The organism is Methylophaga sp. UBA678 (assembly GCF_002299105.1).
GTDB classification, from domain to species: Bacteria; Pseudomonadota; Gammaproteobacteria; order Nitrosococcales; family Methylophagaceae; genus Methylophaga; species Methylophaga marina.
On the sequence record NZ_DBNG01000008.1, the window covers coordinates 75,944 to 91,425 of the forward strand.

The following is a 15,482-nucleotide window of genomic DNA, read 5'->3' on the forward strand; positions in this document are numbered from 1 at the left end:
GTTATACAGACTTATCATCCACTGTTGATTGAGGATTCTCCTGCTGGTAATTGATTGCCCTGATAGGATAAGGAATCGTAATATTTTCTTCCTTAAAACGCTGATGTAAAGCCTTGATAAACTCAGATTTAATGAAGAAGCGATTGAAATATTCTTTCGCTCTTAACATGACCGTGAAATTAATACTCGAATTATCAAAAGTGTGAAAAATAACAAATGTCTGATAATCAGGCACACCCCACTTATGTGTTTTTAGGATATTGCGAGCCACTTCCAGCGTGACTCTTTCGACATGCTCTAAATCAGAATCATAATGCACACCGACTTCTACAGGTACTGAAAGCTGTTTTTCAGGCTAATAGTAGTTAATGATTTTTGACTGCGATAAAACACTATTTGGAATGATAATAAAGTTATTGGGTAACATCCTAATCCAGGTAGTGCGCCAGCCAATCTTCTCGACAAAGCCTTGCTCTCCCGAATCTAACTCGATAAAGTCACCAACACGTATTGGTTTGTCGATGACAAGCTGAACACCTGAAAAGAAGTTGGTTAATGTTGGTTGCAAAGCTAAAGCAACGGCCAGTGAAGTAATACCTAAAGAAGCAATGATAGGCGTGATGGTAATACCCATCGTGCCAAGGATAATCAACAAGCCGAGTCCAAGGATGATGGCACGGGTAATACCTTGCACAATAGAGCTACTATTTTTTAAGGTAGCCGTCTTATCGGCATAATGACCGACTGCACCCGTCAAAAAACCATCTATGAACAATACCAGTGCGGCGACGATCAATAGTTGTGCAGTAGCATGAAAAAATTTAAATTCTGTTTCTATATCAAATACTGAAGCGTGTGCTCTGCCAGTGTTATCGTTAATGCCAACAAGCACAATGTCAGAGGAAAACTCATTACTTTCACCACTAACTTGTCATAAAAAAAGCTTGTTCTAGCCGTGATTTTGCTGACTCTAAGCAAAATGAACTTTTTCATAATCAGCATGAGAATGAATAAACGTATGATAACCACAATAGCGACTGACCATTCTGGTAACGATGAAAAAATCTGATTCACTTTATCCATACTCATTCCTCAGAAGACACTCTTTTTTCATGCACATCTTATACCCATAAAAAAAGCCGGCAATGACCGGCTTTTTATAGTGGGTACTCAATAAATTTACATTGATTCCGCTTCTTTAATGGCTTTTTTGACAATTCGTCCGATACCACCAGAAACATCTTGAGCCTTAATCGCATCTAAGTTGGTTGGGTTACCAACAATGACCGCACCGCCCATGCCTGCACCAATATGCGGAGTGCATTTGTAAATGTAGATACCTTCTTTATCAAACGTATGTGTAACATCTTGACTCATGTCAGATTTAAAGGCTTCAGCACCTTCAGGAATCAAGTTATCGATCATTTCTACATTGTGTGTGCTCATATTGGTCCAGCTCACACTATCTCCAGGGGCCACTTTAACAACGAGCGGCGTATATTTCAGACCTTGTGCGGTAACAGTATGGTCAGCAGCAAAAGCATTCATTGACAAGAATAAACCTGCAATAGCAGCGCCAGATAAAACTTTTTTCATCATTTTCATAACTTCTCCTCTCTATGTATATGATTATTTCAACAAGTGACATGTGAAAATCATGCGAATATTGGTCAGATTAAGTTTGATATAGTTCTGATATAGATGGAAATTTATTTATGGGTGTGTCGTTTCTACCCTGTTTCTTCCGCATTCTTTTGCTATATACAAGGCTTTATCTGCATCACTTAACAACTGTTCTGATTCACTTCTACTTGGGGTTAAATCAGCGATCCCGATGGAAATGGTGATGCTGTCTATGTGTTTGCCGTTAAACACCATCTGTTTGTCGGCAACAATACGCCTTAATAGCTCGGCTTTTTCTGTCGCATCATCTATTGTCGCACCAGGCATAATCACAACAAATTCTTCACCACCATAACGACATGGTATATCCGTTTCACGGAAAAACTCATTCATCAATTGCGCTAATGTTTTCAGTACAAAATCACCGACTTCATGCCCGTATTCATCATTGAAATGTTTGAAATGATCGATATCACATATAAGGAGCGACAATGGGTTTTTCTGTCGGTTTGCCAGCTGAGTTTCTCTATGCAGTGCCAGATCAAAAAAACGTCGATTAGCAAGCCCTGTCAGCGCATCTTCAAATGAAAAACGATGCAGCTCTTCTTTTAACTTGATACTGCTAAGCGTCACACCTAAACGCAATTTAACCCGGTTGATGAAATCATTCAGATTGTCTTGTTTGATTAGTTTTTTTGAACTTAGATTATTTAAAACCAGATAAACAAATACGTTATAGCTGCCATCCAGCTCTTGCAGTTCTACTTGAGCCAATTGCCTCTCAAAAGATACGCCGTCAAATGATGTTGTTACGCTCAATTCTACAGGCATAAAAACGTCCGGAAGCTTTTTAATGAGTAAATGTCTTGCCTCAGTGAGATTGTCAACGGTTTGTAACCGACTGTTGAGTTCTTCTAATCTGGCTCCGAGCACATTCAGACGCTGCAGCTGTTCAGCACGTTCTTGTTCAGCTTCGGCATAAGCATGCAAGGAAGCTGTTCGTTCAGCCACCTTCACTTCTAGATGTTCATTCAGTTCTTTTAAGGCGCTTTGTACATGTGAATAATGACGTAAAGAAATAAGCATCAATACAAGCGCAAACAATAACGCGCCAACAGAAATATCCAAATGCATCCAGGGAAGAACACTATTAGCAATGCCCATATCCAATAAAAGAAACATGCCGTATACCGTAAAGGACAGCATGACTAGATGTTGATCGGAGGCCAACGAATATCGCTTACTGATGCCAAGCCCTATTATCAATAGTATCGTGATGGCGAATATGGCATCAAAAATAGGGAATGTAACAGCAAGCTCTATTAGGCCCGCTAAAGATAGGCCTATCACTGAAATAAGATAGATGAAATGGATGACAGCAATGTTTATTAACCATTTGTGTCGCCAGTCATCAAACCATGATGACAACAATAAACTCGTAATAACGGGTAATGCGTAATAGGAGATCGCTAATAAATAAACACGTACTAGAGGGTAATTAAAAACAAATTGAACAGCTGGATTCTCGGCCAGCAACATTACAGCAGAGGTCAGTGAAAATAAGGATAAATAGAGAAAATGTCGCTCCCCTCTATGCATCATCGAGAATGCCAAGGTAATAATAGCGACAAACAATGAGAATAAAGCGACCAGAACTTCAAAATACGCTTTTTCTAAAAGGTAAAACAGTAGATGTGTTTTCTCAAATAGTTTGACTTCACCCCACAAACCAATGTCTCGGTAGCTTGAAAAAACCCTGAAATAAATGGTTTTACCTGCATAATCATTTGGCAAATTAATCGAATGCCAAGGCCAACCATAAAACGACTTGTGCTGTTTATTGTTGAAGTCACCAAATTGATAAATCTTTTTATCTTCCAGGTAAACTTCAGCCATTAAGTCAATGCTGGTGACGTAAAGAACAGGATGCAAATAATCATGATCCGAATCAGGCAATGTTGCCTTAAACCAAACGGTATTATGTTGCCCCCGATCAGGCGGCATACCAGGGAAATCAATATCTTTCCAATCGCTACTATGTAGTTCAGGCGTGACAATCCACTCAGGCTCACCATTTACAAATTCGGAATCACCCCAGCGATATTGCCAGGCAGTAACCTGCTCGCTCTCATACTGCTGCATAGCAAAGACGGGAGGGAAGATAGTGAGCAACGACAAAAATACGACTAGCAAACCATAACTTGGCACAACCCTAGTCTGATACGGTGTAACTAAGTCCTTTATCAATCCAATCACTCACTGTCTAAAAAGAAAGAAACCCGAACTACTAGATATCCTTTCTAATCGTTGTAAATTTAGGTCAATCCAGGACCACATATTCCATTCATCACTTTACGGCAATAATGTCGATTACTTAAGTGGTAATTTATCACTCCAGAATACGTCATCAAATGACAGCCACTATTAACACCTTGTAATAGACGGCTTAGCAATAACAACTTGATATGCTCACTGTGGAGAGGCGACAAAGTCACTCATCATATACTAAAGAAAACGAACTATATGCCAATAACAATTTTAAATATCCATACAATTTAGGGTGACACTAATGAATCTGGCGACAAAACTCATGAATTCGCTAAGCTACCCCAAAAAAATGTCACTGATAACAGTGCTGCTGCTTATTCCTATCACGGTGACATTTTTGCTACTGATTCACCAATTAAACAACATCGTTAATGAAAGCCATAAAGAACAATCAGGCTTGGAATACATAAAAACCATCACACCACTCTATCAACAATTGCCTCAACATCGTGGCTTAACGAATGCCTATCTGAATGGCTCAGCAGAGTTCGAAGAAAAAATTCTCAGTAAACGGAAAGAGATTGATCAGAGTATTCAACAAATCAATATCATCAATGCTGAATATGGCGAGCACTTCGACACCAATCAACTATGGGACGAAATCAAACGTGACTGGACCAGTCTTATCAATACAGCAACAGAAACAGATCCCAATACCATTTTTACCGCGCATACTGAGTTAATTACAAAACTTAGACAACTCATGAATGCCGTGAATCATAATTCTGGACTCATACTCGATCCAGACCTCAACACCACATTCATTATTGAGACGATTGTCAGTTATATCCCAGTACTCGCTGAGAGTATCGGACAAACTCGCGGACTTGCTTCGGGCATCGCTGCCAATGAATCATTGACTACCAGTCAACGTATTAAACTGGCTTCATCATTTAGCAAGGTAAAACATGAAGCGGATACCACTCAACAAGCTATCGAACATATTATTACTCACAATCCGCAGTTGGCAGACGTTTTAAATAAGCTAGAGCTGGATAGAGAAAATGCACTCACAGAATTTCTCACTGTCATCGAAAAGGATATGCTCGAGAGTGAGAAAATTAACACCCAAGCAGCATTTATTTTCAGTCTGGGTACTGAAGCTATAGACACAAATTATGTGGTATATCATTATCTTGCTGACGCACTGGCTGAACTACTAGATAATCGTCTATCCATGCTACAGCTTGAGAAAAATGTGGTGATTGCCGTGATATTAATTGCCCTATCGCTGGCACTCTATTTATTCATTGGTTTTTATCGGTCTATCATCCAGGTAATCAACAATATTATTACCGCTACCAAGCGGATCGCCGAAGGTGATCTGACCGTCACCATCACCAGTCCAGCCAAAGATGAAACCGCTGATATCTTTATTGCACTTAACTCAATGACACAACATTTAAATGGCGTAGTGAATCAATTGAAACAAAACTCAACTGAATTAGCAGCTGCATCTGAAGAGTTATCCACTAATACAGTGCAATCTCAATCCAACTCACAAGAACAACAATCGCAATCTGAGCAAATAGCCACAGCGATGAATGAGATGTCGAGTACGATTAAAGAAATCGCCCGTAATGCTGAACTGTTAGCAGAAGAAGTACGTAATGCGAACAGTGAGTCAAAATCGGGACAAGACGTCATAAGTGAAACGGTAAAATCCATTAACTCTCTAACTGAAGACGTTGGAAATGCAGCGCGCACCATTGAAGAACTAAGTCAAAGTAGTGAGCAAATCGGTTCCGTGTTAACCGTTATTAAAGGGGTGGCTGAGCAGACCAATTTATTAGCCTTAAATGCGGCTATAGAAGCTGCACGAGCAGGAGATCATGGTCGAGGTTTTGCGGTAGTAGCTGATGAAGTTCGCTCACTGGCCAACCGTACTCAGGAATCGGCAGAACAAATTCAAGTCATGGTCGACAATTTACAACAGAAAACAAAAGAAGCTGTCGCCGTGATGGAAAAAGAAAAAGCCAATGCCGCTGGTATGGTTGGTTACACTGACTCAGCCACACAATCGATATTAAACATTGTTAATTCGATGACACAAATCGCTGATATGAGTACACATGTTGCCAGTGCTGCTGAAGAGCAAGGTTTGGTCTCAGAAGAAATCAATCGTAACATTACACGCGTATCAGACTTATCTGAAAATAACATGCATAGCAGCGAAGAAATTGCTACTGCTAGTCAAAACTTGGCGACACTCGCCACGCAGCTCAATATGATTGCACAACGTTTTAAAGTATAGCTCTCTTTACGTTAGCCATAAAAAAAGGACCTTTCGGTCCTTTTTTACATACAAGGTTAGTTCACCCAGCATCGCGCATTTTGGAACAATCTTGCCCACGGACCATCTTTGCCCCAGTCATCAGGGTGCCATGAATGCTGAACTGTGCGCGTTACACGCTCAGGGTGAGGCATCATGATCGTTACCCGACCATCGGTTGTTGTCAGTGCCGTCACGCCATTAATCGATCCATTTGGGTTCATTGGGTAAGCTTCCGTAGCTTGACCATAATGATCAACATAACGCATGGCCACTAGCGCATGCTCTTCAGAACCCGTCTCGGCATAGTCAACACGTCCTTCGCCGTGAGCCACAACGATAGGCATCACAGAACCGGCCATTCCTCTCAATAACACTGAAGGTGACTCTACAATCTCTACCAGTGAGAAACGTGCTTCAAACTGTTCAGACAGGTTACGAGAGAATCGAGGCCAATGCTCACTGCCAGGTATCAACTCTTTTAACTGCGACAACATCTGACAGCCATTACAGACACCCAACGCAAACGTATCTTCACGATGGAAAAATGCTGAGAACTGTTGACGGGCAGTGTCATTATGCAAAATGGTGCTGGCCCAACCGCGTCCTGCACCTAAAACATCACCATATGAGAACCCACCACACGCAACCAAGCCAACAAAATCATTCAGATCAATACGCCCTTCCAGCACATCACTCATGTGCACATCAATAGCATTAAAGCCTGCATGATCAAATGACGCTGCCATTTCAACCTGACCATTTACCCCTTGCTCACGCAGAATGGCAACCTTGGGACGATGACCACTCACGATCAGAGAGCTGGCAATATTTTCTGCCGGATTAAATGATTGTTTGGCAAATAAACCAGGATCACTTGCATCCAATAACGCATCAAACTCTTGTTTTGCACAGTCAGGATTATCACGCATTGACTGCATCTGGTAACTGGTCTCAGCCCAGAAACGTTGCAACGTTACACGAGACTCATCAATAACCAGTTCCTGCTCAACATGGATGCGTATTTGCTGCTGCTCAGTCACTTTACCAATGGCAAATGACATGGAGGTCAAATTATAGTCTTTAAGAATATTCATGACATGATTCAAATCAGCATGAGGCACTTGGATAACCGCGCCTAATTCTTCATTGAACAATACCGGCAAGGCTTCACCAAGACCATTCAAGTGAATATCCAGACCACAATGACCGGCAAAAGCCATCTCAGCTAAGGTAACAGCGAGGCCGCCATCACTTCTGTCATGATAGGCCAGCAATAAATCTTCATTCTTCAGTCGTTGGATAGCGTTAAAGAAGTTTTTTAAATGTGTCGCATCTTCGATATCCGGAGCTGTGTTACCCACTTGTTTGAATACTTGAGCTAAAGCGGAAGCACCCAAACGGTTGTGATTTTGCCCCAGATCGATATAAATCAAATCAGTATCACCACGATCAGTACGTAATTGCGGTGTGGTCGTTGCGCTGGCATCAGTGACAGGCGCAAAGGCGCTGATAATCAGAGATAAAGGTGAAGTAACCGCTTTGGTTTCGCCCTTATCTTCCCATACCGTTTTCATGGACAAAGAGTCCTTACCGACGGGAATAGCAATACCTAACTCAGGACAGAGATCCATACCAATCGCTTTGACGGTATCGTATAACAGTGCATCTTCACCAGGGTGACCACATGCTGCCATCCAGTTAGCTGATAATTTAATGTCGCCCAACTTTTCAATTTTGGCAGCGGCAATATTGGTGATGGCCTCACCTACTGCCATTCGACCTGAGGCAGGTGCATTGATCAGTGCAATCGGTGCACGCTCACCCATCGACATCGCTTCGCCTAACACATCATGATGATCGGCTAAAGTGACAGCACAATCCGCTACCGGCACTTGCCATGGACCTACCATCTGATCACGCGCGACCAAACCTGTGACACTTCTATCACCGATGGTAATTAGGAAGTTCTTACTGGCTACCGTTGGCAATTTAAGTACACGTTCCAGAGCCATTCTGGGTGAAACACCCGCAAAATCAAGATCTGGATACCCGTGTTGTGTATGTTTCACGTCACGCAGCATTTTAGGTGGTTTACCTAACAATAATGAGAGTGGCATGTCGATCGGTGATGTTTCATTATCGGCATCACCGAGTAATAAATGTTCTTCTTCAGTGGTCTCCCCCACAACAGCCCACGGGCAACGCTCACGTTCACAAATGGCTTTGAATTCATCAATACGGTCAGGATGTACACCCAACACATAACGCTCTTGAGACTCATTACACCAGATTTCCATGGGTGACATGCTGGGTTCATCATTAGGAATCACACGCAGTTCAAAACGACCACCACGACCACTGTCATCGACCAGTTCAGGGAAAGCATTGGAGAGTCCGCCGGCACCGACATCGTGAATGGCAATAATCGGGTTTTGATCGCCTAAGGCTACACAGCGATCAATCACTTCCTGACAGCGGCGTTCCATTTCAGGATTACCACGTTGAACTGAGGCAAAATCCAGTCCCTCATCACTGGCACCGGAATTGACTGAAGAAGCAGCACTTCCTCCCAGACCAATTAACATTGCCGGACCGCCCAGTACAATCAATTGCACACCTGGATCCATGATGCCTTTTTCAACGTGTTGTGGACGGATAGAGCCCATGCCGCCAGCCACCATAATAGGTTTGTGATAGCCCCGCACTTCAAAGCCATTATCTGTTGGTACTTGAACTTCAAAAGTACGGAAATAACCGCATAAATTCGGACGACCAAATTCATTATTGAAGGCCGCACCACCGAGAGGGCCATCGATCATAATCTCACGAGCAGAGGCCATACGCGCCGGTTTGCCATAAGGTGTTTCCCAAGGTTGTTCAAACCCTGGGATTTCCAGATTCGACACAGAAAACCCCGTTAAACCCGCTTTTGGTTTTGAACCACGTCCAGTTGCACCTTCGTCACGAATTTCGCCACCAGCCCCAGTTGAAGCACCAGGAAAGGGAGAAATCGCTGTTGGATGGTTATGGGTTTCCACCTTCATCAGGATATGCTGGATTTCACCTTCATAGTGATATTGCCCTGTCGCCATATCCACCTGGAATCGATGACTTCTCGGACCTTCAATCACTGATGAGTTATCACTATAAGCTTTGACGACCCCATCAGGGTTCAGGTCATGCGTATTACGAATCATGTTAAACAGCGTGTGAGACTGCGTTTCACCATCAATAATCCAGTCGGCACGGAAAATTTTATGACGGCAATGCTCCGAGTTAGCCTGAGCAAACATCATTAACTCAATGTCATTTGGGTTACGCTCAAGCAAACTGAAATTCTCAAAAAGATAATCAATTTCGTCTTCAGCCAGTGCCAGCCCCATTTGCTGATTGGCCGTGACTAAGGCTTCACGTCCACCGTTGAGGATATCCACACTCACCAGTTCACGTGATTTACCATGCATGAATAAACGGTCTGTCTCATCCACTGTTTCAAACACAGTTTCAATCATGCGGTCATGTAATAAACTACGAACAATGGATTTCTGATGCTGAGTCAGTGTTTCGTTGGCTTCAATAAAAAAAGCTACGCCACGCTCAACACGTTCGATGTCTTTTACACCACTATTGACCGCGATATCGGTGGCTTTGCTTGACCAGGGTGAAATCGTTCCCGGTCTGGGTGTGACTAAGAAAAAGGTTTCGTTTTCTTTGGCGTCACTATCACGCATTTCTGCTTCAAGTAGTGTTTCGATAACCTGGTGTTCTGCTGCTGGCAAAACACACTCACCTTCTATTTCAACAAAATAACGAAACTCTGTTCTAACAGCTGTAACAGCAGGCACTTCGGCCTGAATGCTGTTTAGTAATTTCTCCAGACGGAAAGCAGAAAAAGCCGGACGGCCAATCAATTGCAGCATGCGGATCCCAATTCAAGATAAACTAAAGCGATAATGATACTTTATGTAAGGTTTAACGCCCAAATAAAATCCATTGGAAATTGATAATGAGTGTAGTTATTCACAAGCGACCTGGTCCAATTCGCCAGATAATGGCGATGATTTATGACTTTTTACTTTTACTGTCCGCCTTATTATTTGCTGCCATTATTCCGGTTGCGCTAAATAGCGGAGAAGCCATTACACCAGGCAATGTGTTTTTTCTACTTTATTTACTGTCAGTGTGTTTTTTATTTTACGGCTGGTTCTGGACCCATGGTGGACAAACGCTGGGGATGAGAGCATGGAAAATAAAGCTGATTAGCTCAACCTCGCCGACTATCTCATGGAAACAGGCGGCTGTGCGATTTATCTTTGGGCTTATTTCCTGGCTTTGTCTCGGTTTAGGATTCTGGTGGCAGTGGCTCAGTAAAAACAAACAAAGTTGGTACAACCAGGCAGCAAAAACCCAGCTTGTTTTTGTCAAAGAATAACTTATTTAACATAAAGAAAGTTTTAACGTGGCTTTTTTTTGAATTCATGCCTAGAATTGAGCTTAACACGGCTTAAGGAACAAGGCTGATGACATGGATAAGCATCAGAGTCCTCATCACTTTATTGCTCCTGGTATCGCAAGATTTACCAGCTCAAACTCTCATTGCCAACGAACAGGTTGAGATAAAGCAATTAAGCAAAACCACTGCTCGCTCTATCTTTGCTATGCGAGTTCATGAGTGGCCAAATGGCACGCCAATCACCGTCTATGTTCTTCAAGATCAAGACCCTACGCATAATCAGTTTTGTAAGTCTGTATTGGGTATGTTTCCATACCAGCTAAGACGGATCTGGGACAGACAGGTCTTCTCTGGCACAGGTACTGCCCCTATCGTCGTTAACTCGGAGCAAGAAATGCTTGATGCTGTCGCCAACACCAAAGGGGCGATTGGGTACATCAGTGAAGATGATGCTGATACACACAAACGTATTCAAATTATTAAGGTGGATTTATGAGAGCGAGTTTACTTTCCATCTTACTTGTTATTCCAACAATGGCATTGGCCGAAGACAAAGCATGGTATGAACGCATTGCCCTGCATGGTTTTGCATCTCAAGCTTACATACATACTACTGACAATCATTTTTATGGGCCAAGTGATGATGGCAGTTTCGAATTTACTGAAGTCGGCATTAATGGTAGTTTCAGAATCAGCCCTAAGCTCAGGCTTTCTGCACAACTATTATCCAGACAAGCCGGCAGATTTGATAACGGATCACCAAGACTCGATTATGGCTTAGTGGATGTTTCTCTCTATGCCGATGCGCGTTACGCTACGGGTATGTACATTGGCAGAATCAAAAACGAAATCGGCTTATATAACGAAACTCGTGACGTCGCCCACACCAGAAGCGCTATCTTTCTTCCTCAGGTGATTTACTTTGATAAAGTCAGAAATACCATTATGGCCGCTGATGGTATACACCTTTACAACAATATTAACTTAGACAGTGGCACACTGTTTATGGAAGTGGGTACTGGTTATACCCTGGCCGATAAAAACGTTGAATATGCCTATCTGGGTGATGACTGGGCTGGCGCCATTCATAACGATAAGCTAGGGATATTCGGAAAAATTCTATACGAGCATAACGGTGGAGAGTGGATTTACTCCATAACTGGAACAAGAGTCACACTTGATTTTGATGCAGGTGCAAGTGACCGTGTGCTCTTCCCTTTTGGTCCAGGAATGAATTCGGGTGAAATTGATATCGATTACACCGTTTTATCTGCCCAATATAACGGTGAGAAATGGCAATTTACAGGCGAAGTGGCTTTTGAAAATGTTGATTATGTTGACATCGGTGGACCCGTCTCACAGATGAATATTAATTCGATCGGTTATTACTTACAGGCAAGTTATAATTTCACACCGGCCTGGCAAGCATTCATCCGTTATGAAGAGTTCCAGTTAAACAAACACGACTGGAATGGAAAAGAAGCTGCCAGACAAAATCGCATCAATAGCCAGCAGCTCGCCTCATTGGGGATTAATCAAGCCCCTGTGCCGGCTCATGAATATTATTCTAAAAGCTGGGTGTTAGGGGGACGCTGGCATGTGACACATAATGTAATGCTTCGTGCCGAATATCACATCGTCGAGGGTGTGGCCACATTATCGCCGCGTGAAAACACCGTTACTGACACCAGCAAAAGATGGGATATGTTCGCTATGTCCCTGTCTTATCGGTTTTAGTTCTGACGATGAGTATTCAGCCCCCATTTTTAAGTATCCGCTGGAAAGCGGGCTTATTTTTTAGTTTCATTCTGTTAATTTTTCTATTGATCTTTCATGTCATTATTTACTGGAACGTCCAACAAAAATTTGTTTTGTTCCGTTCTCAATTACAAGAGCAATATCATCAACAACTACTCGGACAAATCACGACCACACGAGATCAACTACAACGTCTTGCTGAATTACTCATCTCACCGGACGCCACACAGCAAGGTTCAGCACTTAAACAAAATGAGATATTAGATCGTATTCATCGCTACCGCAGTGATCTAGAGTTGAATTGGGATGTATCCCAAGTGCAGTTGTTTGATAGTAGTGGTCGGAACCTAGGTGGCTGGGGCCCGCCCACCCCAAAAGTCATTAAAGATAATATTACGCTGACCGCAGAAACTGAACTCGCCCAAAGTCAACTTAATTGCGAGGTCAGCTGCAAGCAATATCAACTGTTACCTATTTTGGCTGATAGTGAGACAAACTATGTATTGGTGCTTGGCTATAATCTGACACAATCATTATTAGATTTTCAGACACAAACTGGCGCGGACATTGCCATCATTTCCGATCAATCCAACACACAAGAGTTACGTCAAGCCGACTCATCACTCTGGGACCGTCATCTCAATGTGCTCACGTCATTTAATAACAATATCGCTTATTTGAGATTCTTAGCAAAACACTACCGTTTTCAAGACATTGACCAAGATAAGCTGATATTACGTGATTCAAATTTACCCGTTGAATTTCAATTTATTAAGCTAAGACAAGTTGATAATGTGGTGCTGGTTATCATAGATAACATTGCCAAACAGCAACAAGAGCTTAACAGCCTCACATACAGAACAATTATCTGGTCACTCATTGGCTTGATTGTGATTGGTGGCAGTCTGTTTTTATTATTATCAGCACCACTCAAACGTTTATCCAAAGTCTCTAAAGCGCTGCCCTTATTAGCCGAAAAAAAATACCTGCAAGTCAGAAACACTCTGAATCATGCCTCCCCGAAGCGTTATCTTGACGAGCTGAATATCCTTGAACAATCGGCTGTAGTCTTATCGGAACAACTAGAAGATCTTGAGAATTCGGTCAGCAAACAAACAGATTCACTTAACAAACGGACACAAGAACTCATACAAGAAAGAGATTTTGTTAGTAATCTGATAGAGACCGCCCAATTAATTATTATCACACTGGATAAAAACTACTGCATTTCCAGCTTTAATGAGCTTGCCACAAATATCACAGGCTATGAGGCCAATAACGTTATCAGTCACCCATTCGAGCAATTTTTTCATCCATCTGACTGGCAAAATATTCATCAATCATTACAACGACTATCTCATTATGATGAAAATATTGTTCATATGGAGTCAGATATTATTTCAGCTGATGGTCAAATTCATACCATCTCATGGATACATTCGAGTTTCCAAATACCCACCAATAATGCTGTGATTCTCTCTGTCGGTATCGATATAACAGAAAAAAAACAAAATGAAACCGAATTACGCTGGCTCGCCAGCCATGATCCATTAACCGAACTCTATAACCGAAAGAAACTGAAGAGCCAGTTTGAACACATTCTAAAACAGGCTATTTTCAATGATCGGCAAGGTATTTTACTGGTGCTGGATTTAGACCATTTTAAAGATATCAATGACAGTTGCGGTCATAACGTCGGTGACCAGTTACTGAAAAACGTAGCAAAAGCACTGACAGAAATCAGTCGTGACAATGATGTATTAGCCCGATTAGGTGGTGATGAATTTGCCATTATTCTTCCAGAAACCGACTTAAATATAGCCATTGATGTCTGTGAAAAAATCAGTGATCGATTGCATGGTTTGCATTTTGAATTTGAGCAGGTTCGCTACAGCATTTCTTCCAGCATTGGTATCGTGCCCTTCCCACTCAATGAATTCAGTGTAGATCGTCTTCTAAGCAGCGCCGATTTGGCGATGTATCAGGCCAAGTCACATGGTAAGGATACCTGGCATCTCTTTACTTTTGACGACATGCTTGGCAAACAGCTGCAAGAACGTATGCGTTGGAAACAGAAAATAGAAGATGCTCTGTCAGAGGATCGCTTTGTCCTGTATTTCCAACCCATCATGCAGATTCAAAAGCAGACCGTGAGTCACTATGAAGTACTGCTGCGTATGCAGGATGAGGATGGTCAAATACATAGCCCAGCGATGTTTATAGAAGTGGCTGAACAGTCGGGCTTGATTCATCGAATTGATCATTATGTATTAGAGAAAGGCATTGCCAAACTTGCTGAACTCGAGCAACAAGAACAAACCATCACCTTATCATTGAATTTATCTGCACATGCCATGCTGGATGCTGATCTCATCCCGCTACTCAAACGTCTTTTAAAACATTATCGTGCTAGTCCGGAACATCTACTGTTTGAGTTAACAGAAACAGCAGCCGTCGCCGATATTAATCAGGCACGTCAATTGATGCGAGAAATGCGTGATTTAGGCTGTCGCTTCTCAATTGATGACTTTGGTTCAGGCTTTGCTTCGTTTCGTTATTTACGAGAATTACCTGTCGATGTGGTGAAAATCGATGGCATGTTTATCACCCATATCACAGAAAATAATGACGATAAATTATTTGTGGAAGCCTTAGTTTCTGTTGCGAAAGGCATGGGCAAGAGCACAGTAGCAGAATTTGTTGAAAGTGCTGAGATTCTCGCCGTTTTAGCTGAACTGGGTGTGGACTATGCCCAAGGGTATTATATTGGAAAGCCGCAAGATAGATTGCTTGATAGTCCGCTTCAATTAGACTAATCGGATAAACGCGTTATGCCGATCAGTTTGTTATTGTTATCAAATTCGATAGAAAACAGGCCATTGACACCGGAGCTATCAATAAAGCGACGAATATGTTCAGCCGGAAAACTCACCCTTTGCCCTGTTTCAGCCGTCACAATGACTGTTCTCGCCATGCCTTGATAATAACGAAGCGCTTGTTCAGGAGAAAGAGTCATTCGAAAGCGTAATCGTGTCATGCGTCGTC

General features: G+C 42.3%; 12 protein-coding genes. 5 read left to right on the top strand and 7 right to left on the bottom strand.

Going from position 1 to position 15,482, the window contains the following annotated elements; genetic code table 11:
• Position 1 precedes the first annotated feature (1 nt).
• The 5 genes from B3014_RS15015 to B3014_RS04235 form a co-directional block, all read right to left on the bottom strand.
• The gene (locus B3014_RS15015) at positions 2-319 is read right to left on the bottom strand and encodes a hypothetical protein (RefSeq protein WP_349675864.1); all 318 of its coding nucleotides are present in this window, start codon (positions 317-319) and stop codon (positions 2-4) included.
• 36 nt (positions 320-355) lie between these two features.
• Positions 356-757, bottom strand: a complete 402-nt coding sequence (locus B3014_RS15020; protein WP_349675865.1) for a mechanosensitive ion channel family protein — start codon at positions 755-757, stop codon at positions 356-358.
• A 77-nt stretch (positions 758-834) separates the two neighbouring features.
• Positions 835-1,083, bottom strand: coding sequence for a hypothetical protein (locus B3014_RS04225; protein WP_289244732.1), 249 nt, complete (start codon positions 1,081-1,083; stop codon positions 835-837).
• A 96-nt stretch (positions 1,084-1,179) separates the two neighbouring features.
• Entirely contained in the window at positions 1,180-1,605 is a 426-nt protein-coding gene (locus B3014_RS04230) for a plastocyanin/azurin family copper-binding protein (protein ID WP_289244731.1), read from the bottom strand.
• 108 nt (positions 1,606-1,713) lie between these two features.
• Positions 1,714-3,879 carry a sensor domain-containing diguanylate cyclase gene (locus B3014_RS04235; RefSeq protein ID WP_289244730.1) on the bottom strand — a complete coding sequence of 722 codons (2,166 nt, stop codon included), beginning with the start codon at positions 3,877-3,879 and terminating at the stop codon, positions 1,714-1,716.
• A gap of 313 nt (positions 3,880-4,192) precedes the next feature.
• Here B3014_RS04235 and B3014_RS04240 point away from each other — a divergent pair, with 313 nt between their 5' ends.
• Entirely contained in the window at positions 4,193-6,205 is a 2,013-nt protein-coding gene (locus tag B3014_RS04240) for a methyl-accepting chemotaxis protein (protein ID WP_289244729.1), read from the top strand.
• 56 nt (positions 6,206-6,261) lie between these two features.
• Here the strand turns inward: B3014_RS04240 and purL are convergent, their stop codons facing one another.
• On the bottom strand, positions 6,262-10,146 hold the full coding sequence (gene purL, locus B3014_RS04245) for a phosphoribosylformylglycinamidine synthase (RefSeq protein WP_289244728.1): 3,885 nt from the start codon (positions 10,144-10,146) through the stop codon (positions 6,262-6,264).
• Positions 10,147-10,232: 86 nt separating this feature from the next.
• On the opposite strand from purL, the gene B3014_RS04250 reads away from it, so the two are divergent.
• The 4 genes from B3014_RS04250 to B3014_RS04265 all read left to right on the top strand — a co-directional run bounded on the left by B3014_RS04250 (position 10,233) and on the right by B3014_RS04265 (position 15,253).
• Complete coding sequence (locus B3014_RS04250; RefSeq protein ID WP_289244727.1) at positions 10,233-10,658, top strand: RDD family protein; 426 nt, start codon at positions 10,233-10,235, stop codon at positions 10,656-10,658.
• A gap of 88 nt (positions 10,659-10,746) precedes the next feature.
• On the top strand, positions 10,747-11,175 hold the full coding sequence (locus B3014_RS04255; RefSeq protein WP_289244726.1) for a hypothetical protein: 429 nt from the start codon (positions 10,747-10,749) through the stop codon (positions 11,173-11,175).
• Entirely contained in the window at positions 11,172-12,416 is a 1,245-nt protein-coding gene (locus B3014_RS04260; protein ID WP_289244725.1) for a hypothetical protein, read from the top strand. The genes B3014_RS04255 and B3014_RS04260 overlap by 4 nt, the downstream gene beginning before the upstream one ends.
• Before the next feature lie 8 nt (positions 12,417-12,424).
• Positions 12,425-15,253: a bifunctional diguanylate cyclase/phosphodiesterase gene (locus B3014_RS04265; RefSeq protein ID WP_289244724.1), complete on the top strand. Its 2,829-nt coding sequence runs from the start codon at positions 12,425-12,427 to the stop codon at positions 15,251-15,253.
• On the opposite strand, the gene B3014_RS04270 is transcribed toward B3014_RS04265, so the two are convergent.
• Entirely contained in the window at positions 15,250-15,474 is a 225-nt protein-coding gene (locus B3014_RS04270; RefSeq protein WP_286304402.1) for a DUF2835 domain-containing protein, read from the bottom strand. The two genes, B3014_RS04265 and B3014_RS04270, sit on opposite strands and share 4 nt — an antisense overlap.
• Positions 15,475-15,482 lie beyond the last annotated feature (8 nt).